We start from the raw sequence: 24,084 nt of genomic DNA, 5'->3' as shown, positions 1-24,084 counted from the left end.
TATGATTCATTCGGCAAAATCGAACGATTGATCATGACATTTGAACAGCTTTCCATTTTCGTCGCGGTTGCGGAACGCGAGCATCTGACCAATGCTGCCTCCGCGATCGGGCTGACGCCATCGGCCGTCAGTTCGGCGATCCGCAATCTCGAGACCTCCTATGGCGTCGAGCTTTTCCACCGCGTCGGACGCCGCATAGAGCTGACATATGAAGGACGGGTGTTTCTGGGGGAGGCAAGAGCGACGCTGGCGCGCGCCAAGGCGGCAGCACTCGTCTTGTCCGATCTCGGCGGCTTGCAAAAGGGTGAACTGGTCGTTTTTGCAAGCCAGACGATCGCAAGCTACTGGCTGCCGGCGATGCTGATGCGTTTCAAGATCCGCTACCCAGGCATCGACCTGAAGCTGATGATTGGCAACACGACCACGGCGGCAAAAGCGGTTCTTGATGGATTGGCCGAAGTCGGCTTCGTCGAAGGCAGCGTTGACGAGCCGGCGCTGAATATTCAGCCGCTTGCCGAGGACGAACTCCTTGTCGTTGTCGGCCCGCGTCATCCCTGGGCGCGTGGCAAGGCAATTGCACCGACGGAGCTGGTTTCGGGCACGAAATGGGTCATGCGGGAAAAAGGGTCCGGAACCCGGTCGGCTTTCGAGGCGGCGATTTCCAATCTCGGCATAGCCCCCGGAAATCTGGCTGTCGCGCTTGAACTGCCGTCGAACGAGGCGGTTATATCGGCAGCAAGAGAGGGCCTGTGCGCGACGGTCGTCTCAGGTGCCGTGGCGGCGCCGCTCTTGACGCAAGGTCTGCTGGTGAAGGTGCGCTTTCCTCTGCCGTCCCGGCAATTTGCAATCCTGCGGCATAAGCAAAGGCACTCCAGCCGTGCCTCATTGGCGCTGGAAACGATTTGCCGCGAGGATAAAGCTGCCGAAGTCAAAAATGGGGAGGACTGGGCGCTCTAGATGTGGATCCTCAAGAGGTTGTCTCGGTTGAGGCCGAGGCGACTGATGGGTGTTTTTGATTTCAGGCTGCCGTGCGGACGAGCTCGCGAAGGCCCCGGCGAAGGTTCCTGTTCGCGAGATGGTGGTGGCTGCGAGCCCAATCGATGCTTCCCGTATGGAACGAAAACCACGTGCGGCGGTTATATGACCGCCTTCCTCCTCGACAACCGAGCGTGGCGGTCCTGATGTAGCGCGATCGAAAGTGATTCACATGATCAAAGTCCTTGCATGCTCCATCGCCGTTGCGACGGCCGCAATGGCAACGGCAGGCGCCGCCCACGCCGACGAATCCGCCTTCTTGAAAACACTGGCGGGAAGTTGGAGCGGTAACGGGACGGTGAAAGTGCGGACAAATGCACCCACCATTAAAGTCACTTGCCGTTTCAAATCGGATGCGAATGCAAGTTCCCTCGCACTCAATGGGCGTTGTACCAGCCTTGTCGTTTTTTCCCGCGTCATCAGCGCGAACCTCAAGGCCACTGGTGACACCTACACTGGCTCCTACGTGGGCGCGGGCACCGGCACCGCGGGTCTTGGCGGAAAGCGCGCTGGTAATGCCATAAGTCTCGCGATCAGATGGGCGAAAGAAGTCAACGGCGATCGGCGTGCGCAGATGACGATCGAAAAAACCGGAGCATCGGGCATGCGCCTCACAACCATCGATACCGACCCTGCTACCGGTCGATCGGTTGTTACGAGCCGCATTGAGCTTCGTCGGAGCTGACGTCTTTTTGCGTTCAAAAAGCCACGAGTGTGCTAAAGGGTTGATAGAGAAGCGTCGAAGCTATAGTTTCGCCTTCGCAAATCGTCGAACGATACAAGGAAATATTTATCTCATGCCGACAGGTACCGTTAAATTCTTCAATGACGACAAGGGCTTCGGCTTCATCACCCCTGAGGGTGGCGGGCAGGACGTTTTTGTTCACGTGTCTGCGCTGCAAAGCGGCGGGTCGCTCCGCGAAGGCGACAAGGTCAGCTTCGAAGTTGGCCAGGATCGCAAGACCGGAAAATCGAAGGCTGAGAACGTCTCGACTCTCTGATCGAAAATCGATGGCCCAACCTGCATTGAGCGGGTTGGGCTCATCGTCACGAGCCGCAATTCCACGCATTCACTTTAGTGAATGCGAGGGGCTAATTACGCCCCTGATAGGACGCTCTCCGCGGCCTTCTCGGCAATCATTATCACCGGCGAGTTGGTGTTTCCCGACACGATCGTCGGCATGATCGATGCATCGACCACCCGCAGTTTCGCCAGCCCATGCACCCGCAATTGCGGATCGACAACCGCCATCACGTCGTTGCCCATCTTGCAGGTGCCGACCGGATGGAAGATCGTTGTGGCGATATCGCCGACGCGACGGATCAGCTCCTCGTCACTCTGGTATTCCAGGCCCGGCAGCATTTCCTGCGGCCGGTACTTGCGAATGGCGCCGGCCTCCATGAGCCGGCGGGCGTGCCGAACCGATTTCGTCGCAAGCAACCGGTCGCCGACGGTCGAAAGATAATTCGGTCGGATTTCCGGCGCCACGGAAGGGTCCGGGCCGCCAACATGCACGGTCCCGCGGCTTTCCGGCCGCAGATTGCAGACGGAGACGGTGACGGCGGGATATTTGTGCAGCGGCTCGCCGAGCCGGTCGGTGCTCAAGGGCTGTACGTGATATTCGAGATCGGCGGTCGCAACAGCGGGGTCGCTCTTGGCAAAGATACCGAGCTGGCTCGGCGCCATCGACAGTGGCCCTGACCGGCGCAGCATATATTCAAGCCCCATGCCCGCCCGGGTGAACAGGTTGTGATAGAGTTGGTTCAGCGTCTTTGCGCCCTCGATGCGGAAGACCGTACGGATTTGCAGATGGTCCTGCAGGTTTTCGCCGACACCCGGAAGTTCATGGACGACGTCGAGTCCCGCAGCCGACAGCACATCCGGGCGACCGACCCCGGAAAGCTCCAGGATTTTCGGTGAATTGATCGCACCGGCAGAGAGAATGACCTCGCGACCGGCGCGAGCCAGATGATTCTGCCCGTTCAGCCGGAATCGCACGCCGGTCACCATTCTGCCGTCGAATTCCAGCCGCTCGGTTTCGGCGCTGGTCAGCACACATAGATTGGGCCGCTTCATTGCCGGGCGCAAAAAGGCCTTGGTCGTATTCCAGCGCAGGCCGCCGCGTTGGTTGACCTCGAAATAGCCGGAGCCCTCATTGTCGCCATCGTTGAAATCGTCGGTCTTCGGGATACCGAGTTCTTCAGCGGCATCACGAAAGGCATCGAGGATCGGCCAGGAAAGCCGCTGCTTTTCCACCCGCCATTCGCCGCCTGCCCCGTGCATCGGCGACTTGCCGCGATAATTGTCCTCGGATTTCAGGAAATAGGGCAGCACGTCGTCCCAGCCCCAGCCGGAATTGCCCGCCTGCCGCCAACCATCGTAATCGGCCGCCTGGCCGCGCATGTAGATCATACCGTTGATCGACGAGCAGCCGCCCAGCAGTTTTCCGCGCGGATAGGGCAATGAACGGCCGTTCAGTCCGGCCTCCGCCGCCGTCTTCATCATCCAATCGGTGCGCGGATTGCCCATGCAGTAGAGATAGCCGATCGGCACATGCACCCAATGATACCGGTCGCTGCCGCCGGCTTCGAGCAACAGGACACGGGTTTTCGGATCGGCCGACAGCCGGTTGGCCAGAACGCATCCCGCCGATCCTGCGCCGACGATGATGAAATCGTAGCTTCCCCCATCAATGGCCGCATCATTCACACGCATGTTCATGCCGCCGCCCCCGCTGCCGCCGGCGGGACCGCTGTCAGACGCCGCCAGAGCGGTGCCATCGCTTCGGCGATATCCTGATAAAGAGCGTAGCGCCGCGCATAGTGTGCCTCAAGCAAGACATCCGGACGATAATACCGCTCTGCCCGAACCATGGCCGCAGCACCCGCGCCGAAGTCCGCGAAAATGCCGACGCCGGTTCCGGCCGCAATCGCCGCTCCCAGCGCACCGGTTTCACGCGAGCGGGCAACGCTGACCGGAACGCCGAGCACATCGGCGAAGATCTGCGGCCAGATCAGGCTGCGCGAGCCGCCGCCGGACAGCACGGCTTCGTTGAAGACCGCGCCCGCCTTTCGGATCGTCTCGATGTGCTGGCGATGACCGAAGGCGACACCTTCGAGAAGCGCGCGAACGAGATGCCCCTTGGTGTGCCAACCGGCAAGACCGTAGAAGCCGGCACGCGCGTGGCCGTCCTGCTGGGCGCCATAGAGATATGGATGGTATAGCGGGTCGTCTGCCGCGGGCTCGATCGCCCCGGCCAGCGCGCAGCAGGCATCAAAGGGCGAAACGCCTTCAGCATGCTCGCCTTCGAAGAACTCCCGCACCAGCCATTCGAGATTGGCAGCCGAGGTGGCGCTGTTCTCCATCGCCATGTAGCGGCTGCGATCGAAGGTCGAGGACATGAAGACTGGCTCGTCGAGGTCGGGGCTGTCGATGATGACCTGGTTGATGCTCCAGGTGCCGGCAATGATCGAGGCGCTGCCGGTGCGCGCAACGCCGGAGCCGAGCGCCGAGGCGACGACGTCGAACAGTCCGCCGACCACCGGTGTACCAGCGGCGAGCCCGGTTTGCCCCGCCACCTCTTCCGTCACCGTCCCGGCAATGTCGGCGCTTTCGATGAGCGGCGGCAAGAGGTCCATGCAATCGTCCAGTCCATAGGCCCCCATCAGCGCCTTGTCGTAGCGGCGCGCGGCAAGATCCAGCAGACCGGCCCCCGACATGTCGGACACTTCGCTGACACGCAGGCCGGTCAGGCGGTTGACGACGAAATCCTTGGAGAAGAACACCGTACCGATGCGGTTGAACAAATCCGGCCGGTGACGCTTAAGCCAGGCAAGCAATGTCGGGGTCTGGGATGGCCATGGACGCTGGCGGGCAATCGGATAGGTCCGGTCACCAACGCCGGCTTCTCGCCATTCATCGACCAACCCGGCCGCCCGCGTGTCGAGCGACTGGATGCCGAGCAGCGGAGCGCCGTCGCGATCAAGCGCATAAAGACCGTTGCCATGCCCGGCGCAACCGATCGCGGCGATTTCCTCCGGCTGGATCTCTGCCTTTTCGATGCAGGCGCGGATGACCTGCCGTGCATTTGTCCAGAGTTCGTCCAACCCTCGCTCGACATGCCCCGGGCTCGGCATGCGGCTGTGTCCTTCTTCGGACGCAGCCGCGATCTCGTTGCCGTGCCGGTCGAAAATCACCGCCTTGATAACGGTGTTTCCGGCGTCTAGCCCCAAAAGATACTCTCCCATGCAGAACCCTCCCGAGATTCGAAATCGCTGCTCAGCCCTGCTGATAGAGCGCAAAGGCCTGTTCGCCGCTCGCGTCCTCGTGCACGATCGCCATCAGCCCGCGCACCACGGCACTCGGATTGGCGTGCTGATAGATGTTGCGCCCATAGACCATGCCCATTGCACCCTGCCGCATCAAGGCCGCGGATTTGTCGAAGACGGCACGAAGATCCTCCTTGCCGCCGCCGCGCACCAGAACCGGGCAACGCGCTGCTTCCACCACTCTGTGGAAATCCTCGGCATTGGTGGTTGGGTCCGCCTTGACGATATCCGCACCCATCTCGCGGGCGAGCCGCGTCAACGTCACGATCTTGTCGGCATCGCCGTCGACCATGTAGCCGCCCTTTTCCGTCACCGGCTGCATCACCAGCGGCTCGATCATCAGCGGCATGCCATACTTGTCGCAATCGGCCCGCACGCGGGAAATATTCTCAACGCACTGGCGGAACAGGTCCGGCTCGTCCGGCAGCATGAACAGGTTGACGACGACGCAGGCGGCATCCATCTCGATCGCGCCGATCAATGGCTCGGCCTCGTTCTGCAGCACCGCCCACATGTCGCGGTGGCGGATCCGGTTATAGGGATTGCCCATGTCGATGCGCAGGACCAGCGCCGGCTTGTCCTTGCCGGGCACATGCTGCAGCAGGTCGGCCTGGCCGTAATTCATCTGGATCGCGTCCGGCCCTGCAGAAACCAGCGCCTTGACGACGGCCTCAATGTCCTCCAGCCCGTTGAGGAAGGATGGTTCGTTGCAGACGCCGTGATCGATCGCCACGTCGAGGCAACGGCCGCCGCCGAACAGCCGGTTCATCCGGACTTTGCTGTTGTGTCGCATTCTGTGCTCCTTGGTTCGTTCCTTGCTGAAAGCATGTCTTCGTCGACGCCGTGGCGTTGGTTGAGAAGGGTGAGAAAACGGTCGCGCTCACCGGCGCGATGCGCGAGCGTCCAGCGCTTTTCCTGCGCCAGCAGGTCGAGTGCGGCATCCATCATGTCGAGCGTAAGCTCGCCCAAAACGGCAAGCGTCGTGCGCCGCAAAAGCAGATCGTCGAGATGTTCCACCGCTTCCTCGCGGATCAGGAACTGCAATTCGCGCATCGAGTAGCCGGCGTGCGGCAGCGCCGCATCGGGGCCTGCCGCGATGAAGCCGGCAATTGCCTCAGCATCCGTGCCGTATCGGGCAAACAGTTCAGCCATGCGCCCTCCGGAAAGGCCTTTGCCGGCCGCCATCTGCGTTAGCCAGGCGGGCGCGTTGGCGGGAAATGCTCGACCACCGCCGATCGGCCGATCGGTTGTCGCAACGCGGCGGCGCCTGCCGAGCCTTGCCAAAGCCATGTCGGCCGCCAGTTCCCCGAAGGACCGGAATGTCGTCCACTTGCCGCCGATCATGCACAGTACCGGCGGACCACCATCCTTCGGCTCTACGAGCGTGCAGAAGTGATCGCGCGGGATGCGGCCGGTAAAACTGTCGGTGCTGGCCGGCAGCGGCCGCACGCCGGAAAACTGGAAAACGATTTGTTCGGGCCGGATGGGAATGCCTGGCAGCACGAAGGCAAGCGATTGCAGGATATAATCCCGCTCGTCCGCCTCGCAGCGCACCGTTTCCGGATCATCGACGCGGATATCGGTGGAACCGACGAGAACCTTGCCGAGATAAGGAAACAGGATGCAGATCCGCCCGTCCTCGTTCTCGTAGTAGATCATGTGATCCGCGAGCGCGTCGCGCAGGTCCGCATTGTCGATGATGAGATGCGAGCCCTTGGTGCCGCCCATCAGCGGTGACGGCCGCGCTTCCGGCGAAAACAGGGTCTGATTGGCGATGTCGATCCAGCCGCCGGTGGCGTTGATGATCAGCGTCGGCTCGACGATAACGGACGCGCCGCCGATCTGGTCTTCGACACGATATTGGCCATCCTCTGTCCGCTGCAATTCGGCATAGTTCAGCGCCATCGCCCCGAACTTTGCTAAAAGACCATCCTGCAGAAGCTCGATACCTAGCCGCTCCGGATGGCTGACCCAGGCGTCGAAATAGGTGGCGGAACTCTTGATGTCGGGATTGAGCGCCGGCCATTTGGCAAGCGTCGTGCGCCGGCCGCGAAACTGGTGGCGCGGCATCAATGCCCGCTTGCGCGTCAGGAAATCATAGATGCTCAGGCCCGCCTTGATGGCGACGGCGCCACGGCGGCTCGGGCGACGGCTGAGGCCCAGGAAGCGGACGATGCCATTGCCGAGGCCGGAAAAGATATCGAACACCGGCACCGTCGTCGGCAGCGGCGCGACATAATGCGGCGCGTTGCGCAACAGCCGGTCCCGCTCGACCAGCGATTCCTGCACCAGCTTGAATTCGCCATTTTCAAGATAGCGAAGCCCGCCATGCACCATGCGCGACAGCGCCGAACTGGCCCCGGAGCAATAGTCGTGCTTCTCGACGAGCAGCACACTCAGTCCCTGCAGCGCCAGTTCTCGAAAGACGCTGATGCCGTTGATGCCGCCACCGATGACACACACGTCCACCTTCGGGCTCTGGCGGAGCCCGTCCAATATCTCTTGCCGTTTCATGATGGCGATCCGCTACCTGTCCATGTCAGTCAGTTTCGCCGCTATGGCCGAATCGATGGCCGCAAGATCGGCCGCATCCAGCCGGATGGTCCCGGCCCGCGCATTGTCGAGCGCTTGTGCCGGATTGCGCGCCCCGCAAAGTGCAAAAGTGATGCCCGGCTGCGCCAGCGTCCACGCAATCACGATCTGGGCGATGCTCGCGCCGTGTTTTTCTGCGACCGGCCGGATGGCGTTGGCCAGCGCCGTCGCCTTCTGGCGGTTGTCGACTGAAAAGCGCGGATTGTCCTTGCGCTGGTCATCGCCGGAAAACACACGGTCGGGACCGATGGTGCCGGACAGCAACCCCAACGCCAGCGACGAGTAGCTCAGCGTCGCAATGCTGTTGGCCTTGGTCAGCGGCAGAAGCTCCGCCTCGATCTCCCGGTCGATCATGCTGAACCGCTCCTGGATCGCATCGAGACCACCAGCAGCAATATAGGCATTGAGGTCGTCGGGGCTGACATTGCTTGCGCCGATCGCCCGGATCTTGCCCGATATGCGCAGGTCTTCCAGCGCCCGCATCGTTTCCTCGATCGGCGTCGTCGGGTCCTGCCAATGGGTGATGTAGAGGTCGATATAGTCGGTTCCGAGCCGCCTCAGGCTTTCCTCGACCTCGTGCAGGATCGCGTCGCGGCCGAGATAACGGTGGACCGGTTTGCCGTCTTGATCGAAGAAATGTCGACCCTTCTGCGTATGCCAGACAAGGCCGCATTTGGTGGCGATGACAGCCTTGTCGCGGCGCCCGTTCAGTGCCTTGCCGACGATCTCCTCGGAACGTCCAAGCCCATAGGCTGGAGCCGTGTCGATCAGCGTGACGCCGGCATCGAGCGATGCCTGGATCGCGGCGATGGATTCGGCCTCATCGGTCCCGCCCCACATCCAGCCGCCGATCGCCCAGGTGCCCAGTCCCACCGCCGAGGCGGAAACGCCGGATTTGCCGATCTCACGTGTCAATTGCTGCCCGCTCATGCCCATTTTCCTTCGCCATTCGCCAGTGCCAGCACCCGCGCACCCGTCGCCTCATCGGTCACCAGCGTATCGAGATGATTGCCCCTGAGAACGCTGAGGATCGGGCCTGCCTTGTTCGGCCCGCTCGCCACACCAATTTTGGTGGGGATCGAGGCGAATTCCGGCAGCGTCAGCGACACCAGCGAACGGTTGAGGCTGTAGTCGCAGACCTGGCCATGATCATCGAGCAGATGCGCCAGCAATTCGCAGGAGGCGCCGGACCGCTCGATCGCGGCGCGGTCGGTGCTTGAGGACGGATGCAGGTCGTAATAGCTCGAATCGTCCGACAGGATCGAGCCAATGCCGACCACCGCCACCTTCGCCTCGCGCGCCCGTTTGAAAACGTCGGCGACGGAACGCATGTTGATCAGCATCGCCCGCTGCTCGGCATCATCGGCAAAGAGAGGCGCATGGATCTGGTAGGAACGTCCCCCAAGCCGGTCGGCCATCAAGGTCGAGACATGATTGACGTCGGTATAGTGTTTACCCTGCACGCAGCCGGTTGCTGGAATGACCTCGACATTGAACCGACGCGGCGGCTGCAGACCGGCAACGACGGCGCTCACCCCTTTGCCGCCGGTGATGCAGATCGTATCGCCGTCGATGATCTCTTCCAGCAGCAACCGCGCTGCCGCTTCACCGACGGCCTGGAGCGCCGTCTGCGGATTGTCCGACACGGTCGGCACCACCACGGCGCGGCCGATGCCGCCAAGCGCTCGTAGCCGTTCTTCCATATCGACCAGCGGCTCGACCGGCGACTTGATCTTGATCTCGACCAGGCCGAGCTGGCGGCCGCGCTTGATCAAGCGGTTGACGGTGGCGTGCGAGATGCCGAGCTGATCGGCAATCTGCGCCTGTGTCAGCCCCTCGAGGAAATGCAGAACCAGAGCCTGGTGCATCTGCCGGGCGATGACAATTTCCTCGCGCGGCGCATTTGCGGGTTTGAGTTTGGCTATCGGCATATCAGGCAGCCTTCCGCTTGTGCAGGAAATGGTCGATCGAGACGGCGGCAAGCAGAATGCAGCCTTTGATCATGTCTTGCCAATAGACGGACACGTCGAGCAAGATCAACGAGCTTGTTACGACCGACAGCAGGGCAATGCCGAGAATTGCCCCCAAGATCGTGCCGGAGCCGCCATTCAGCGATGCACCGCCGATCACCGCGGCTGCGATGATGTTGAGCTCCATGCCGACCCCAAAGGTCGGGGTCGCGGCACCGAAGCGGGACATGTAGATCACCCCGGCAACGCCGGACAGCGTGGCGCAGAGCACCGTCACCCAGAACTTCACCTGGTTGGTCTTGATCCCGGAATAGAGCGCCGCCTTCTCGTTGCTGCCGGTGTAGAACACCTTGCGGAAGGCGGTTGCCCGGCGCAGCAAGAAATCGAACAGCACGACGACCGCGACAAAAATCAGGATCACATAGGGAACGCCGTAGAATGTGCCCTGCCCGACCGCCTTGAACGAAGGTGGCAAGGTGAACAGCGACAGCGGCGTGCCCTTGGTGATGATCAGGCAGATGCCACGCACAATGACCATCGCCGCAAGCGAGGTGATGAAGTGGTTGAGACCGACGACCGTGACGAAGAAGCCCATGACACAGCCGATCATGCCGCTGGCGATGATCCCGATCAGGGAAGCGCTCCACGGATCGAGCCCCATCAGGAACAGCGAGCCCGACAGCACCATCGAGACGCAGACGACCGAGCCGACCGACAGGTCGATGCCGCCGACGATCAACAGGATGGTCATGCCGACGACGACGATCCCTTCCACCGAGAACGACATCAGCATCGCCCGGAAGTTGCCGAGCGTCAGAAAATGCGGCGAGGCAAAGCTCATGACGATGCAGAGCGCCAGGATGATCGCGATCAATCCCGCCTCGCGCATCGTTCCCAGCCGTTTCCAGCCGGGCGTGCGTGCCTGATGTGCCGTTGCCAACGTAGCGTCCGCCATGACCCTGTCTCCTGCCCCTGCTTTTTCCCTACGCGGCATGCTCTGATGCCTTTGAATTGTTGTGACCGCCGATACCCGAGGCGAGCCGCATGATCGCTTCTTCCGTCATAGTCTCGCCCTCGACCTCGCCTGCAACGGTGCCTTCGTGGATGACCAGCACCCGGTCGCATAGACCGAGAAGTTCCGGCAGTTCCGACGAGATGACGACGATGCCGATGCCGGAGCCCGCGAGATCACGCAGCAGCCGGTGGATTTCCGACTTGGCGCCGACATCGATGCCGCGGGTCGGCTCGTCCATCAGGATGACCTTGGGATCGACCGCCAGCTGCTTGGCAATCGCCACCTTCTGCTGGTTTCCGCCGGACAGCGACGAGACCGGCATGTCGATGCCACCCATCCGCACGCCGAGCCGCCGGGCCAGGTTGTGGGCACGATCCGCCTCGGCCTTGGAATTCAACAGTCCCAGTGGTCCGGTCAGCGATTTCAAATCGAGAACGGCAATGTTCTGGGCAATGGAAAGATCGAGAAAAATGCCGGAGCCTTTCCGGTCTTCCGACAGGTAGACGACGCCCGCCTGCGCTGCCTGCGCATAGGACCGCGCCCGCAGCCGCTGTCCATGCAATTGCACCTTACCGTCGGTTACCGGCCGCAATCCGCAAATGCCTTCGGCTATCTCGGTGCGCCCCGAGCCGATCAGCCCGCCGACGCCGAGTATTTCACCCTTGCGCAGGTCGAAGCTCACATCGGTGAAGCGGCTGCCGTCGCCGAGATCGCGGACGCTCAAGATGATCTCATCGGTCCGCTCCGCCGGCGCCTGCTTTTCCGGATAGAGCTGGGTGATCTCGCGCCCGACCATGCGGCGCACCACATCATCCGGCGTCAAATCCGCCACCTTCTCCGTCGAGACATAACGGCCATCGCGAAAGACGGTGACCCGGTCGCACAGGCTGAAGATTTCGGCCATGCGGTGGCTGATATAGATGATCGAAATACCCTGCGCCTTGAGGTCGCGGATGATTTCGAACAGGATCTGGGTCTCCGATTCCGTCAAAGCCGCCGTCGGTTCGTCGAAGATCAGCACGCGACAATCGAGCGTCAGTGCCTTGGCGATCTCGACAAGCTGCTGGCTGGAAATCGACAAATCGCCGACTTTGCGGCGCACGTCGATTGGTGCCAGACGATTCATCACGACCTGCGCATCCCGCTCCAGCCGGCCATAATTCATGAAAGGCGAGCGGCGGCGGTTGGTCGCTGCCATGAACATGTTCTCGGCCACCGTCGCATCGGGGCAGAGCGCGATTTCCTGATGCACGAGGCCAAGCCCGAGCGATTGCGCCACGGCCGGCGACGTCACCTTTACCGGCGCGCCATCGACGAGAACGTCGCCCTCGGTCGGCTGCAGCACGCCGGCAATGATGTTCATCAGCGTCGACTTGCCCGCGCCGTTTTCGCCGCAAAGCGCATGAACCTCGCCCTTCTCCAGGCTGAAGCTCACATCCGTCAACGCCTTCACCGCCCCGAAGTGCTTGCTGACATTGCGGATTTCCAGAACCGGCACCGACGCCATCATCGTCTCCTCCTCACGCTCGCGGTGGCTGTCCGGAGTTTCCTGCCCCCGGACAGCCGGCACAAAGGCTTACTCCTCGATGCCTTTGGTGCCCCGCCGCTTCAGATACTTGTCCCAGTAGAAATCGTCGGCATTATCAACCGTGACGATCGACAGGCCGTTGTCGACGAACGGAATGCTCATCGGGTTGAAGCCGGCGCGCTTGGCGTCGTTCATTGGGTCGATGAGTTCCGGATGCTTGGCAAGCCACAAAAGCATGAAGCCCATGTAACCCTGCATGCCCTGGTTCGGATTGATCGAACCGAACACTTCGCCCGCCTTGATCATGTCGAGGATGTTGGCATTGACGTCGGCGCACATCACGAGGATCTTGCCGCCGCTTTCCTTGTTGGCCTGCGAAGCGCCGATGGCCGAATTCGCTTCCGGCATGAAGACGGCCCCAATATTCGGATGGGCCTGCACCAAGCTCATCAGGCCCTGATAGGCCTTGTTCGGGTCCTGGTTGGACGCAGCGCGGCCGACCAGCTTCATATCAGGATATTTTTCCTCCATACGGGCGATGAAGGCGGCGATACGCTTGTCGTGGTTGTCCTGGCCCGGATTTTCGAGAACGGCATATTCACCCTTGCCACCCATCTTTTCGGCAATCGCGTCGGCCGCATAGGTGCCTTCGCGGGTATTGTCCGACGTGACGAACGAGATGCGCTTGGAAAGCGGTGCATCGGCTGCGAAGGTGACGACCGCCGTGCCCTGGTCGATCGCCCGGTTGATCGGCTCGATGAACGGATCGGAGTTCATCGGATGAACGAGGATACCGGCCGGGTTCTGGGCCAGCGCCTGGTCGAAGGTGGCGATCTGCTTGTTGACGTCATATTCCGGCGTGCCGGTATAGGCGGTCTCGCAGCCGAGCTGCTGACCGGCCTGCTTGAACATTTCATAGACCGGGAACCAATATTCGACGCCCGACACCATGACATTCATGACGTATTTTTCACCCGGCTTGCAGCGGAACGGATTTTCCGTGTCCGCGCTGGCCACGCCGGCGAGAAGCGTCGATGCAAGGACCGCCAATGCGGTCGTGCTTAGAAAATTGCGCAAGTTTCCTCCTCGAGGCCGAAGCCCCTCCCAAATATCCGGCGGCGCCTCAGCGGCTGCCGATGATCCATTGAAGACCGGAGTTCCTCCTCGAAATCCGGTATGGGCAGATAATCGCAACGGCAGAGCGCTGTCAATATAATTCATACTGTGAAATATATTTCAGGTATCAACGTTCTGAATGGCGATTGATGCCGCCTTCCGGCGCTCGAAGACACCGAGAAGCGGCATTGATGTCGCTGCATTTGCTTTGCCTGAAGACGGTCGCTCGAAGGCCGAAGCGGACCTTCCTCGCACGCGCGCAGCCGTTTTGGCAAGAATCTGAAGGGTAAAGACTAAGACCGCCGGAGCCTTTGATGGACGATTGTCTCGGCCCCGCAAGTTCTGCATTTCATCGCCTTCGGCAGGTCGAAACGCTGGTCAGAGACTCTCTAGAAGAACCCCAAAAGTAGGCCGCCATTCGTATATATCGACGCTGCCGTAAACACCGGAGCGGACGAAGGGATCTCCTGCGCTGAACGCCTCGAACTCCGCGAGCGTTTCGACTTCCGCGATCACCAAGGCGGTAGAACCCTTGCCCTCCGCCGACGGTGTAGAGGGTCCGGAAAGCAGGATGCGGATCGCCGCGCCCCGCAGATAGGCCTTGTGTTCGTCGATCAATCGGGAACGTTCGGCAGCCTTGCCGGGGTCGGATACGGCATAGCGGGCAACGATCATTCTCCACTCTCCACTGGCGTCAGCACGAAATCGAAATCGGAACGCCAGACCGTCGCACGATCGACACGCTCGAAAGGCGCAACCAGGCTGTTTTTCACCCCAAACACCGTATCGGATCCCAGATAGGGATCGTCGCCGACAAAGGTGTGGGTTACGAGCTTCTGATAACCTGAAGCCGTGATCAGGTAATGGGTATGGGCAGGACGGTAGGGATGGCGGCCGAGGGAGGTCAGCATCTGGCCGACCGGGCCGTCATCCGGAATCGGATAGGAAACCGGCTTTATGCCGACGAAACTATAGGTGCCATCTGCGCCGGTGACGAAGATGCCCCGGTTGTTCCACTTCGGCTGGATGTCCGGCTGCTGGACATCGTAGAAGCCATCGGAATTATCCGACCATACATCGATCTGGGCTCCCTCGATCGGATTGCCGTTAAGATCCAGCACTCGCCCGATGAAGAGACAGCTCTCGCCCTTGCCGTCGAGAGAGATGTTTTCACCCATCTGCCGTATGGGCGCGCCTTCGACATGGAACGGCCCGAACACGGTATTTTCCGTGGCGCCCGGCGGACGCCGGTTGTTGATTGCATCCACCAGCATCGACAAACCCAGCGTATCGCTGAGCAGGATGAACTCCTGTCGCTCGTCATGACAGAGATGGCCGGTTCGGGTCAGGAAGCCGATGGCCAGTTGCCATTCCTCCTGGGTCAGGCTGATATCCTTGGCAAAGGCATGCAGGTGCCTGACAAGCGACGCCATGATTTCGGCCAGACGCGGATTAATGTCCCGCCCCATCCGCGAGTTGACGGCTTCCGCGGATCTCTCTTCGCTGAAATATTCAGGCACGTGGCCATCCTCCAAAGCGCTAACGCGGCCGCGCGCCCTCCCAGGCGCTCTGCAACAAAACCCGGATCGCTTCCCGTTCGATCGGGCGCGGGTTCCAGTAGGGGTTCTGGGCGGCGAGTTCCGCCGCACGGTCCAGATCGGCTTCCTCCATACCCAGATCGCGCAGCGCCAAGGGGGCGCCGATCGAAGCGGCGAAATCATAGAGACCGCCGCCCAGCGAGCCGCCAAAAAGATCGGCGGCCGGTTTTAACGCATCCGCTGCGGCCGCCGCGTTGTAGGAGGCAGTATGGGGAAGAATGACCGCGTGGGTTTCCGCATGCGGCAGATCGAAGCTACCGCCCAGCGTATGGCAAAGCTTGTGATGCAGGGCCATGCCAACTGCTCCGAGCACCGTGCCGCACAGCCAGGAACCGTAAAGCGCTTCGCTTCGCGGCTCGATGTCCCCAGAGGTATTGACGATTTGAGGTAAAGCTTGCTTCAGCGCGCGCAGGCCCTCGACCGCCATCATCGACGAAATGGGATTGCGATCCTGCGCATAGAGACCTTCGACCGCATGCGCCATTGCATTGAGCCCGCTGCTGACGCTGATGTTGACCGGCAATCCCAATGTCAATTCGGGGTCGTAGATCACCACTTCGGGCAGGATGCCGGGCCCGCGGACCGTCGTCTTCTGCCCGTTTTCTGTCTGGCCGAGGATCGGTGTAACCTCCGATCCCGCATAGGTCGTCGCCACCACGATTTGTGGCGCGTCGTTGCGATAGGCGATCGCCTTGCCGAGACCAATCGTAGATCCACCGCCGATTGCGACCACGCAATCGGCGCCGGCTGCGTTGTATGCCGCGATCGCGCGCTCGGTCACATCGACCGGCGTATGCATCGTCGCATCGTGGAACAGTCCCGCCGCAAGCGGACCGAGGGTAGCCGCGATGCGTTCCGCCTCCGCTTTCTGGTGCGGGGTCGAAAGGATCAGGGCGCGCTTGCCGCCCTGCCCTGCAATCGCCTCGGCGAGACGGCTCAACGAGCCGCTCCCGAAGAAGACCTGGGCCGTGCTGGCCGCGTATCTGAAAGGTGCAACCATGCTATCGATCGAGTTTGAAGAGTGAAATCGCATTGCTGCGACCGATCTTCAGACGGTCGGCCTCGGAGATGGTCGTGCTGTCGAACCAGTTTGCAGCATGGTCGACGTTCTCGAATGGCCAGTCCGTCGAGAACAGAATTCGGTCCGCGCCGATTTCCAGCATAGCATCGATAAGCGATTGCGTGCGGAAGTTCCCCGACGTCGTGATGTAGAAATTCTCGTTGAAATAATCGGCAATCGGGCGTTTGGCCGGATAATTCTTTTCCACCTTGACCCACGCATTCCGGTTGTCGATGCGCCACATCATATATGGCAGTCCCTCGCCCATGTGACCAACGATGATCCGCAAAGCCGGATGTTCGTCAAACAGGCCGGATCCCATCAAGCGTAGCGCATGAACAGCGGTCTCCTGCGCGAACGCCCATGTCGGACCCATCAGCCAGGAATGGCCGGCATAGATCCGGCTATCCTGCGGCAGCGGGTTGCGCGGATGCAGATAGAAGGGAACGTTGAGTTTTTCGACTTCGGCCCAGAACGGACGATATTGCGGCAGGTCGTAGTAGAGCGGCGTGGTTCCGTCGCCTTCCTGCGAGAAGCCATTGACCAGTGCGCCGACGAAACCCATCGTTGTCACGCAGCGCTGCAATTCCTGCGCGGCCGCATCTGGATCCTGCAGGGGCAAAGCTGCAAATCCCAGGAAACGGTTCGGGTTCTTGACGCATTGCTCCGCCAGAAAGTCGTTGGCGCGCCGGGAAATCTCCAGAGCGTTTGCCTTATCCGGGATCGCCTGCACGGCCGGAGCGTTCAGCGACAGGATCATTTTCTCGATGCCGTGGGCATCCATCAGCCGCAAACGCTTGTCCTGGATATCCAGAAGACGGGCGGACAGTTCCGTCCAGTAGTCGCCCGGCACGAATCCAGCCGAATCCTGTAGCGTCTCGGGAATGGCGAAATGTTCTTCAAGCGCGATCTTGCCTTGCACGATATGCTCTCTTTCCTGTCTTAAACCGAAATAATGGGGATGGCGGATCAGAATTGTCCCTTGGGCGGTAGACCGAGCAGCTGCTGGCCGACCATGGTGCCCACGGCATCCCAGTTCATGGAAATATGGCGCCCGACGGCATTTGCATCACGCCATGCCCGCTGGACGGGATTGGACATCTGGAGGCCGAGGCCGCCTGTCGATGCATTGAGTGCTTCCACGGCCCGAAGGGCCAGGCTGACCGCAAAGGACTGGCTACGACGGGCGAGAATCCGATCGTCTTCGGTGATCTCGCCGGCGCCATCCTCGCGGGCCTGGGCCAGTTGCTGCGCCCGGGCAATATCGCGCAGAATGATTTCGCGGGCGGCATCCACGGATGCGGAGGCTTCCGCCACACGAAGCTGGATCGTCGGAAATTCCGCGATCTTGTTGTTGCCACCGGCCACTGCACCACGTGTCACACGGGCCCCCATGTGGCCGATATAGCTCTCCAATGCGCCCTTCGCCGCACCGACGGCTGCGCTGCCGAGGCAGAACGGAACCCCCATGAGCAGCGGAATGTTGAAAAGGCCGATACCCTTGTAGCCACGTCCGCCCGGCGTTCTGCCGGAGGTCGCATCCGGAAAGCTCAGCATGCGGTATTCCGGAACGAAGACATCCTTGAGGATCAGGCTTTTTGAGCCGGTGCCCGCGAGGCCGACAACATCCCAGGTCTCAGAAATGGCATAATCGCTGGCGGGAACCAGAAGGAACGCCGGCACAGGACGCTCCCCCTCGCCGTTTGGCGGAATGATCGCCGCACAGAGCGCCCACTGGGCATTTTCGCATCCGCTTGCAAAGGCCCAATCGCCGGTTAACCGGAAGCCACCGTCGACGCGTTCCGCCATGCGGACCGGCGCATAGGAACCGCAGAGCAGCGCATCCGGATTGCTGCCCCACACTTCCTGCTGAACCCTTTCATCGAACATGGCGAGGAGCCATTGATGCGCCGAAAGGAGGCCAGCAACCCAGCCGGTGGAGGCACAGGCCGACGACAGTTGGATATTTGCATCGACAAGCTCGGCAAACGAACCTTCGTCGCCACCGAAACGGGCAGGCTTGACGATATCGAAATAGCCGGCGGAGCGCAGCAGATCGATATTGCGTGCCGGCACGCGGCCGGATTTTTCCGTGTCGCGCGCGCCGGCACTGATCTCGTCCAACACCGGGGCGATACGATCTGCAAGACATGCGTTCTCAACCCGCGCCGAGGCGGGAAACAGGGCAGCTGTATTGTTCATGGAACTACCTTCAGTTCTGGGATGCAGGAAGCGCGTGCTGTGGCGCGCAATATTTCGAGTTCTCGTACATCAGCGCGGTCGTGTCGTCGGAATGGCGTGTATCCACCACCTGCCCGATGAAGATCGTGTGCGTTCCATAGGGAACCGCGCCCATACGGCGGCAGACAACCGAGGCATGAGCGGAGCCCAGCACCATCATGCCGCGCTCATGGCGAACCCAATCGGCAGCATCGAAGCGACGCTCAGGCGCAATCTTGCCGCTGAACCCTTCCGATACGGCTGCCTGCCTGTCGGTCAGAACGCTGACTGCGAATTCCGGCACCTCGAGCAGCATGTCGTGCAGGTAGGTGCGATTGTTCAGGCAGATAATGAGAGATGGCGGATCCATCGAAAGTGATGTGACGGCAGTAGCCGTCATTCCATGATCGGCACCGTTGCGACAGGCGGAAATGACCGTCACCGTTGCCGGGAAACGGCGCATGGTCGATCGAAACGCATCGCTGATCGGTGCGGGGGCCGGCGCTATGTCGAGGGCAGCAGTGGCAGACATGATTTCCTCCCGTGTCTCCTTGGTGTCCAAATTATTGCATTTGCAACTATTGTCAATGCAAATTTAGAAATTAGACGGGAAAATGCTTGATCTACCCAGCCGTTCTCGGCAGCAGAAAGCCAATCGTGTTGTCATCCCGGTAATTTAGGTGCATGTCGGAGGGAGCCCTCAGCAAGCCGAATCCCGCCAGCAGACAGAGACATGTACAAACTTACCGATTCCGTTCCCTATCTTCTCAATCGCGCCGGCGTGCGGATAGCCGAGGTATTCGCGCAGAGAATCGCCGAAGACAATCTCAGCGTGGCGATGTACCGGGTCCTGGCCATGCTCAAGGAACGCCGGGAGAGCACCCTGGGGGATCTCGCGGACGTCGTCTCTGTCGAGATTTCGACGCTTTCGCGCCTCGTCGGTACATTGGCCAAGCGCAAGCTGGTGTCGCGAACACGTCCGGAAGATAACGGCCGTATCGTCATCGTAAGGCTGACCCCGCAGGGCGAGGCGATGACGGAAAGGCTTATGCCGCTTGCCGTGGAACTTGAACGCACCGCGGTGCAGGACATGTCGGACGAAGAGGTCGCAGCCCTGAAGAAGGCGCTGCGCCGCATGCACAGCAACCTACCGGCAATAACCGGAAAGGGAAAAGTTGCGAGCTGAAAAGTTTGCAGTTGCAAATATTTTATTCGCAAGTATTTAATAGCGTGTCATCGTTGTCTTGACATCGCCCTCTCACGGGCGAGTCTGGCGCTGGGAGGAACCACGCCGGCAACGATCCAGGAGGATTTGTACATGGATCGACGCGGACCTGCCGCTGGCAGGAGCGTACTTCCTGTACTCAAATGTATGGGGAGGGAAAATTGGCCATACAAGATCTCGCTATTATCAAGGAACACGTTCGCAGCCCGAATATCATCATCGCCCTTTGCGGTCTGCTGATCCTGTTCGACGGCTATGACCTGATCGTTTACGGCGCAGTCGCGCCGGCATTGCTCGCCGAAGCGAGCTGGGGCCTGACGCCCGGCCTGGTCGGACGCGCTGCCTCCATCACCCTGTTCGGCATGCTGCTGGGCGCTCTCGTCGCCGGAACACTTGCTGACAGGATAGGTCGCCGCAAGGTCATCATAGGCAGCCTGCTGAGCTTCTCCGTTATGATGATCGGCAGCGGTCTTGCGCCGAGCTTTCTCATTTTCGAGGGAACACGCTTTCTCGCCGGTCTGGGCCTTGGGGCTCTTTTTCCCACGGTAACTGCTTTGATCATCGAGTTTTCTCCGCCGAAGCGGAAGGCAATAGCCTACTCGATTGCTCTTCTCGGTTATTTGGCTGGCGGCATCATCTCGGGTATCCTCGGAATGCTGCTGGTGCAGAAATACGGATGGCGTCCACTGATGATCATCGGCGGCGCACCGATCCTGCTTCTGCCCTTCTTCATCCGCCTCATCCCCGAATCCCCTGAGTGGCTGGCAACGAAGAACCGCCAGACCGAAGCCAATCAGATTGCAAACCAGTACGGGCTGCCCGATCCCGTAGCCAGGCCTGTTGCGTCACGCCAGGTCGGCATCCGGTCGCTGTTTTCCGAAGGTCGCCTGCTGCCGACATTGAACGCATGGGGCATCCACTTCTGTTCGCTTCTGCTCACATTCGGCATGGTCAACTGGCTTCCGACCATCATGAACAAGATGGGCTATGACCTCGGTTCCGCCCTGCTCTTCTCCGTAACGCTCAATCTCGGAGCCGCAGTCGGCCTCCTGATTGGCGCAAGGATTGCCGACCGCGGAAACGTCAAGATAGTCGTTGCAGGTATGTTTCTTCTCGGAGCCTGCTCGATCTGGTTGCTGACGCAGGTGGATCAGGGCCTCCAGGTCTATGGTCTCGTAGCACTTGCAGGTACGGGAACGATCGGCACGCAGATCCTCGCCAACGTTCTCGTTGGAAACCTCTATCCGGTCGAAATCCGTGGAACCGGCCTTGGCTTCTCGCTCGGCATCGGCCGTATCGGAGGCATGATAGGACCGGCCATCGGCGGTGCGGTTCTGGGTGCAGGCCTGGCTCCGCAGTGGAACTTCTACATCTTCGCATCGGTAGCAGCCTTGGGATGCATGCTCGCACTCATGACGTTGCTGTATCGAAAAACGGCTGATTGACGGCCAGATTGTCGGCAGGCCTGCATCCAGAACCTGCCGACAAGTGGGCACAAGTGCCTAAAGAGACATCTCGCTGCCCAATTCGAGTGCAATCGCTTCAAACTGACCATTGACATCGGCAGTGTTAAGGCAGAAGCCGCAGTCGGCCGCGCATGCGCGGCCGTTTTTGCGAGGATGCCACAGATGAAGACCCAGACGGGTGTCGCCGACGCCGGAAACCTGATCATAACAGGCGTCGTGCTGATGCTGCTCGGCGATCTGCTCTTTGCACTGAACGATGCAATGGGCAAATGGCTGGTCGCGAGCTTTGCCGTCGGCCAGGTGCTGGTGATCCGCTCGGTCGGCGCTTTCATCGTGCTCGGACCAATGATCCTCCGGCAAGGGCCGATGGCCTTGTTCCGCGTCGAGCAGAAAGGCCTCCAGTTCATACGTGTTTTGATGGCGACTTGCGATGTCGCGCTGTTTTATGCTGCCGTCGCCTATCTGCCGCTCGCAGATGTGATGACCTTCTATATGGCGGGACCGATCTATATCGCGGCGCTCTCGCATTTCTTTCTCGGAGAAAAGATCGGTTGGCGCCGTTGGCTGGCTGTTCTGATCGGCTTTGCAGGCGTCGTCATCGCGCTGCGTCCATCCACGGCGATGCTGTCGCTTCCATCGCTCTTCGGTCTTGTAGGCAGCTTTGCCTTTGCGCTGTCTCTGGTGATGAGCCGCTATCTGCGCTCGACCAGCGATACCACTCTGGTGACATGGCAGACGATTGCGGCCCTCGCGATCGGTATCGTCTTGAGCATTGGCCACTGGCAGCCGGCAACGCTCGTCGATTGGTCCGGCATGCTGCTGCTCGGGATCGTCGCCTCCTGCGCGCATCTGCTCATCACGCGCTCGCTGAAGCTCGCACCGGCATCGCTGCTCGCGCCGCTTCAATATACGCTGCTGCTCTGGGCAATCGTCCTCGGCTACCTCTTCTTCAACGATGTTCCCGATATGCAGATCATCATCGGTGCCGCGATCATCGTCGTTGCAGGGCTGTTCATCTTCCACCGGAAGAATCTGAAAGAGACGGTTCCGACTGAGGCCGTCCCGCCCGACGGCCATTGAAGCTATAGCGCTGCGTATCTGTAGCTTCCGTGGACTTTCCACGGAACAATCTGGACGCTTGCACGCTACTCCCGAGCATTCAAACATGGGAGATTTCAATGGCATCCATGACCCTCGAAGACCTCTCCTCGCAACTGAAGAAGATCGATTTCTGCATGCTGTCGACGAACGCCGGGTCGGGCCGCATCTCGGCCCGACCGATGAGCAACAACGGCGACGTCGAATATGATGGGGATTCCTGGTTCTTTTCCTATGAAGACAGCAGAAAAATCACGGAGATCGAAGGCGTCGACACCGTCTCGCTGACGTTCACGGCGCCTCCCAGCCTCCTCGGCAAGCCGGGGATTTTCATTGCTGTCGAGGGCGTCGCTTCGCTGGTACGGGATAAGGCGGCACTCGAAAAACATTGGATCCCCGATCTCGAGCGGTGGTTTCCTGACGGAGTGGACACTCCCGGGATCGTTCTCATCAAGGTTTCAGCGTCCTCCATCCGGTACTGGGATGGTGAGGAAAACGGCGAAGTCGTCCTGCCTGGCTCAGCAAGTTAAGGTAATGGCATAAAGGCTGCCCTACTCCGCTGGCGGCTCCTCCCAGCCAAAGACGCTCCGGCCGCCGAAATCGGCGGATTGGCGAAATTCGCCGGCGATGATTTCCTTGAGGTCGGGACCCGTCACATAGCGTTCCAGCTGCCTGGATTGGTCGTCCAGGCGCTTGAGCGCCTGCAACTCCTCCTCGCGTCCCAGCCTGCCCTTCTGCACCGCCGATTTCATCACGGCGATCGTCTCGTCATAAACTTTGAGCGGGACCGGAAAAGGATGGCGATCCTTGCCGCCATGGGCGATCGAGAAGCGCGCCGGATCGGAAAATCGGCAGGGCGCACCGTGCACGACTTCCGCCACCATTGCCAGAGCGTTCACCGTGCGGGCACCGACGCCGGGGACGAGCAGCAACTCTTGGAAATCCGCTGGCCCGCGGTCTGCCGCGGCGGCCAGATTTCCGTGCAGGCGCCGCATGTTGACGTCACTCTCGCGGACATCGTGATGGGCAGGCATGATCAGGTGCGGCAGCATCGGCTGTTCGGCGGGTTCGGGCGCCGGCGCTTCGACACGCAGCAGTGCGGCGGCTTCACGGATGATTCTGTCGGGACCGAGGGTCGCCAGCAGATCGAGCTGACCGCGCCGCGAGCGTTCGGCGCGCCTGTCGGCAAGATTGACGATCTCGCCCTGGCTCCGTCCCTCAATTGCCGCATGCGGCGAGTCGACGAAGCTCTCCAGCCCTTCGGACAGCCAGTGATACCGCCGGGCCTGACGCTTGTCGCCGTTCATGCCTTGCTGAACAACCACCCAATGGCCGTCATCGGCGACGATGAACCCGTGCAGATAGAGGTCGAACCCGTCCTGAAGGGCGGCGCTGTCGACCTTGGCGATGAGACGGCTCGTGGTCGCGAGCCCCTCCCCGTCGAGGCCGACACGCTCGCCGATCGAGACGAGCTCCTGCGGCGTCTTGCGAGAATGCGCGCCACGACCACCGCAGACATGCAGGCCGAGCTCGCCGGCGCGCGGCTTCAGCCCGCGCTTCAGCGCGCCGAGAACGCTGGTCGTGATGCCGGAAGAATGCCAGTCCATGCCCATGACCGCGCCGAAGGACTGGAACCAGAAGGGATGCGCGAGCCTGCGCAGGAATTCGTCGCGGCCATAGTGATGGACGATCGCCTCAGTGATCAGTGTTCCCAACCGCGTCATCCGGTCGCCCAGCCAATGCGGCACGCGTCCCCCGTGAAGGGGAAGATCGGCGCTGCCTGCTCGTTGTGACATCTCGTTTCCTTGCATTCTGCATCGCAGGCGGCCGTC

The 24,084-nt window shown here is 60.9% G+C and carries 23 protein-coding genes; 7 read left to right on the top strand and 16 right to left on the bottom strand.

Annotated features, from left to right (window positions below):
• Positions 1 to 33 precede the first annotated feature (33 nt).
• The 3 genes from AC1D2N_RS18720 to AC1D2N_RS18710 all read left to right on the top strand — a co-directional run bounded on the left by AC1D2N_RS18720 (position 34) and on the right by AC1D2N_RS18710 (position 2,036).
• Entirely contained in the window at positions 34 to 957 is a 924-nt protein-coding gene (locus AC1D2N_RS18720; protein ID WP_130718990.1) for a LysR family transcriptional regulator, read from the top strand.
• Between the two features lie 250 nt (positions 958 to 1,207).
• Positions 1,208 to 1,720: a hypothetical protein gene (locus AC1D2N_RS18715; protein WP_018245845.1), complete on the top strand. Its 513-nt coding sequence runs from the start codon at positions 1,208 to 1,210 to the stop codon at positions 1,718 to 1,720.
• Positions 1,721 to 1,832: 112 nt separating this feature from the next.
• Positions 1,833 to 2,036, top strand: coding sequence for a cold-shock protein (locus AC1D2N_RS18710; RefSeq protein WP_003550088.1), 204 nt, complete (start codon positions 1,833 to 1,835; stop codon positions 2,034 to 2,036).
• Positions 2,037 to 2,131: 95 nt separating this feature from the next.
• Here AC1D2N_RS18710 and AC1D2N_RS18705 read toward each other — a convergent pair whose 3' ends face one another.
• From AC1D2N_RS18705 to AC1D2N_RS18635, 15 genes are all read right to left on the bottom strand, one after another.
• The gene (locus AC1D2N_RS18705; RefSeq protein ID WP_130729621.1) at positions 2,132 to 3,757 is read right to left on the bottom strand and encodes a GMC family oxidoreductase; all 1,626 of its coding nucleotides are present in this window, start codon (positions 3,755 to 3,757) and stop codon (positions 2,132 to 2,134) included.
• Positions 3,754 to 5,283, bottom strand: a complete 1,530-nt coding sequence (locus AC1D2N_RS18700; protein ID WP_130729620.1) for an FGGY-family carbohydrate kinase — start codon at positions 5,281 to 5,283, stop codon at positions 3,754 to 3,756. Before AC1D2N_RS18700 ends, AC1D2N_RS18705 begins: the two co-directional genes overlap by 4 nt.
• A gap of 31 nt (positions 5,284 to 5,314) precedes the next feature.
• The gene (locus AC1D2N_RS18695) at positions 5,315 to 6,157 is read right to left on the bottom strand and encodes a class I fructose-bisphosphate aldolase (protein ID WP_130729619.1); all 843 of its coding nucleotides are present in this window, start codon (positions 6,155 to 6,157) and stop codon (positions 5,315 to 5,317) included.
• On the bottom strand, positions 6,130 to 7,878 hold the full coding sequence (locus AC1D2N_RS18690) for a glycerol-3-phosphate dehydrogenase/oxidase (RefSeq protein ID WP_130729618.1): 1,749 nt from the start codon (positions 7,876 to 7,878) through the stop codon (positions 6,130 to 6,132). The genes AC1D2N_RS18695 and AC1D2N_RS18690 overlap by 28 nt, the downstream gene beginning before the upstream one ends.
• Positions 7,879 to 7,890: 12 nt before the next feature.
• Entirely contained in the window at positions 7,891 to 8,886 is a 996-nt protein-coding gene (locus AC1D2N_RS18685) for an aldo/keto reductase (RefSeq protein ID WP_130729617.1), read from the bottom strand.
• A complete protein-coding gene (locus AC1D2N_RS18680; protein ID WP_017991367.1) occupies positions 8,883 to 9,887 on the bottom strand; it encodes a sugar-binding transcriptional regulator in 1,005 nt (334 codons plus the stop codon). Before AC1D2N_RS18680 ends, AC1D2N_RS18685 begins: the two co-directional genes overlap by 4 nt.
• Before the next feature lies 1 nt (position 9,888).
• On the bottom strand, positions 9,889 to 10,881 hold the full coding sequence (locus AC1D2N_RS18675) for an ABC transporter permease (RefSeq protein WP_130748211.1): 993 nt from the start codon (positions 10,879 to 10,881) through the stop codon (positions 9,889 to 9,891).
• Between the two features lie 28 nt (positions 10,882 to 10,909).
• The gene (locus tag AC1D2N_RS18670; RefSeq protein WP_130729691.1) at positions 10,910 to 12,448 is read right to left on the bottom strand and encodes a sugar ABC transporter ATP-binding protein; all 1,539 of its coding nucleotides are present in this window, start codon (positions 12,446 to 12,448) and stop codon (positions 10,910 to 10,912) included.
• A 69-nt stretch (positions 12,449 to 12,517) separates the two neighbouring features.
• Positions 12,518 to 13,546, bottom strand: coding sequence for a substrate-binding domain-containing protein (locus AC1D2N_RS18665; RefSeq protein ID WP_477981743.1), 1,029 nt, complete (start codon positions 13,544 to 13,546; stop codon positions 12,518 to 12,520).
• Between the two features lie 417 nt (positions 13,547 to 13,963).
• Positions 13,964 to 14,260 carry a YciI family protein gene (locus tag AC1D2N_RS18660; RefSeq protein ID WP_130729616.1) on the bottom strand — a complete coding sequence of 99 codons (297 nt, stop codon included), beginning with the start codon at positions 14,258 to 14,260 and terminating at the stop codon, positions 13,964 to 13,966.
• Positions 14,257 to 15,105, bottom strand: a complete 849-nt coding sequence (locus AC1D2N_RS18655; protein WP_130729615.1) for an intradiol ring-cleavage dioxygenase — start codon at positions 15,103 to 15,105, stop codon at positions 14,257 to 14,259. The genes AC1D2N_RS18660 and AC1D2N_RS18655 overlap by 4 nt, the downstream gene beginning before the upstream one ends.
• Before the next feature lie 19 nt (positions 15,106 to 15,124).
• Complete coding sequence (locus AC1D2N_RS18650) at positions 15,125 to 16,183, bottom strand: maleylacetate reductase (RefSeq protein ID WP_130729614.1); 1,059 nt, start codon at positions 16,181 to 16,183, stop codon at positions 15,125 to 15,127.
• A 1-nt stretch (position 16,184) separates the two neighbouring features.
• Complete coding sequence (gene tsdA, locus AC1D2N_RS18645; RefSeq protein ID WP_130729613.1) at positions 16,185 to 17,165, bottom strand: gamma-resorcylate decarboxylase; 981 nt, start codon at positions 17,163 to 17,165, stop codon at positions 16,185 to 16,187.
• Between the two features lie 47 nt (positions 17,166 to 17,212).
• The gene (locus AC1D2N_RS18640; protein WP_130729612.1) at positions 17,213 to 18,445 is read right to left on the bottom strand and encodes a flavin-dependent monooxygenase; all 1,233 of its coding nucleotides are present in this window, start codon (positions 18,443 to 18,445) and stop codon (positions 17,213 to 17,215) included.
• A 10-nt stretch (positions 18,446 to 18,455) separates the two neighbouring features.
• On the bottom strand, positions 18,456 to 18,995 hold the full coding sequence (locus AC1D2N_RS18635) for a flavin reductase family protein (protein ID WP_130729611.1): 540 nt from the start codon (positions 18,993 to 18,995) through the stop codon (positions 18,456 to 18,458).
• A gap of 201 nt (positions 18,996 to 19,196) precedes the next feature.
• Between AC1D2N_RS18635 and AC1D2N_RS18630 the strand changes: the two genes are divergently transcribed.
• From AC1D2N_RS18630 to AC1D2N_RS18615, 4 genes are all read left to right on the top strand, one after another.
• Positions 19,197 to 19,649, top strand: a complete 453-nt coding sequence (locus tag AC1D2N_RS18630; RefSeq protein WP_130729610.1) for a MarR family winged helix-turn-helix transcriptional regulator — start codon at positions 19,197 to 19,199, stop codon at positions 19,647 to 19,649.
• 182 nt (positions 19,650 to 19,831) lie between these two features.
• On the top strand, positions 19,832 to 21,133 hold the full coding sequence (locus tag AC1D2N_RS18625; RefSeq protein ID WP_193442809.1) for an MFS transporter: 1,302 nt from the start codon (positions 19,832 to 19,834) through the stop codon (positions 21,131 to 21,133).
• A gap of 183 nt (positions 21,134 to 21,316) precedes the next feature.
• Positions 21,317 to 22,234 (top strand): DMT family transporter, encoded by a 918-nt coding sequence (locus AC1D2N_RS18620; RefSeq protein ID WP_112907125.1) that lies wholly within the window; start codon positions 21,317 to 21,319, stop codon positions 22,232 to 22,234.
• A 98-nt stretch (positions 22,235 to 22,332) separates the two neighbouring features.
• Entirely contained in the window at positions 22,333 to 22,782 is a 450-nt protein-coding gene (locus AC1D2N_RS18615; RefSeq protein WP_130729608.1) for a pyridoxamine 5'-phosphate oxidase family protein, read from the top strand.
• 21 nt (positions 22,783 to 22,803) lie between these two features.
• Here AC1D2N_RS18615 and AC1D2N_RS18610 read toward each other — a convergent pair whose 3' ends face one another.
• Complete coding sequence (locus AC1D2N_RS18610) at positions 22,804 to 24,048, bottom strand: DUF763 domain-containing protein (RefSeq protein WP_130729607.1); 1,245 nt, start codon at positions 24,046 to 24,048, stop codon at positions 22,804 to 22,806.
• Positions 24,049 to 24,084 lie beyond the last annotated feature (36 nt).

This window comes from Rhizobium sp. P1_B8, assembly GCF_056406515.1.
This window is presented reverse-complemented; position numbering and strand designations above follow the sequence as displayed.

Coding starts and splice junctions, on each gene's coding strand:
- AC1D2N_RS18680 (WP_017991367.1), bottom strand. CDS start 9,887: ATGCCGATAGCCAAACTCAAACCCGCAAATGCGCCGCGCGAGGAAATT.
- AC1D2N_RS18695 (WP_130729619.1), bottom strand. CDS start 6,157: ATGCGACACAACAGCAAAGTCCGGATGAACCGGCTGTTCGGCGGCGGC.
- AC1D2N_RS18635 (WP_130729611.1), bottom strand. CDS start 18,995: ATGTCTGCCACTGCTGCCCTCGACATAGCGCCGGCCCCCGCACCGATC.
- AC1D2N_RS18610 (WP_130729607.1), bottom strand. CDS start 24,048: ATGTCACAACGAGCAGGCAGCGCCGATCTTCCCCTTCACGGGGGACGC.
- AC1D2N_RS18615 (WP_130729608.1), top strand. CDS start 22,333: ATGGCATCCATGACCCTCGAAGACCTCTCCTCGCAACTGAAGAAGATC.
- AC1D2N_RS18685 (WP_130729617.1), bottom strand. CDS start 8,886: ATGAGCGGGCAGCAATTGACACGTGAGATCGGCAAATCCGGCGTTTCC.
- AC1D2N_RS18650 (WP_130729614.1), bottom strand. CDS start 16,183: ATGGTTGCACCTTTCAGATACGCGGCCAGCACGGCCCAGGTCTTCTTC.
- AC1D2N_RS18705 (WP_130729621.1), bottom strand. CDS start 3,757: ATGAACATGCGTGTGAATGATGCGGCCATTGATGGGGGAAGCTACGAT.
- AC1D2N_RS18700 (WP_130729620.1), bottom strand. CDS start 5,283: ATGGGAGAGTATCTTTTGGGGCTAGACGCCGGAAACACCGTTATCAAG.
- AC1D2N_RS18710 (WP_003550088.1), top strand. CDS start 1,833: ATGCCGACAGGTACCGTTAAATTCTTCAATGACGACAAGGGCTTCGGC.
- AC1D2N_RS18720 (WP_130718990.1), top strand. CDS start 34: ATGACATTTGAACAGCTTTCCATTTTCGTCGCGGTTGCGGAACGCGAG.
- AC1D2N_RS18715 (WP_018245845.1), top strand. CDS start 1,208: ATGATCAAAGTCCTTGCATGCTCCATCGCCGTTGCGACGGCCGCAATG.
- AC1D2N_RS18620 (WP_112907125.1), top strand. CDS start 21,317: ATGAAGACCCAGACGGGTGTCGCCGACGCCGGAAACCTGATCATAACA.
- AC1D2N_RS18675 (WP_130748211.1), bottom strand. CDS start 10,881: ATGGCGGACGCTACGTTGGCAACGGCACATCAGGCACGCACGCCCGGC.
- AC1D2N_RS18630 (WP_130729610.1), top strand. CDS start 19,197: ATGTACAAACTTACCGATTCCGTTCCCTATCTTCTCAATCGCGCCGGC.
- AC1D2N_RS18660 (WP_130729616.1), bottom strand. CDS start 14,260: ATGATCGTTGCCCGCTATGCCGTATCCGACCCCGGCAAGGCTGCCGAA.
- AC1D2N_RS18625 (WP_193442809.1), top strand. CDS start 19,832: ATGTATGGGGAGGGAAAATTGGCCATACAAGATCTCGCTATTATCAAG.
- AC1D2N_RS18670 (WP_130729691.1), bottom strand. CDS start 12,448: ATGGCGTCGGTGCCGGTTCTGGAAATCCGCAATGTCAGCAAGCACTTC.
- AC1D2N_RS18690 (WP_130729618.1), bottom strand. CDS start 7,878: ATGAAACGGCAAGAGATATTGGACGGGCTCCGCCAGAGCCCGAAGGTG.
- AC1D2N_RS18640 (WP_130729612.1), bottom strand. CDS start 18,445: ATGAACAATACAGCTGCCCTGTTTCCCGCCTCGGCGCGGGTTGAGAAC.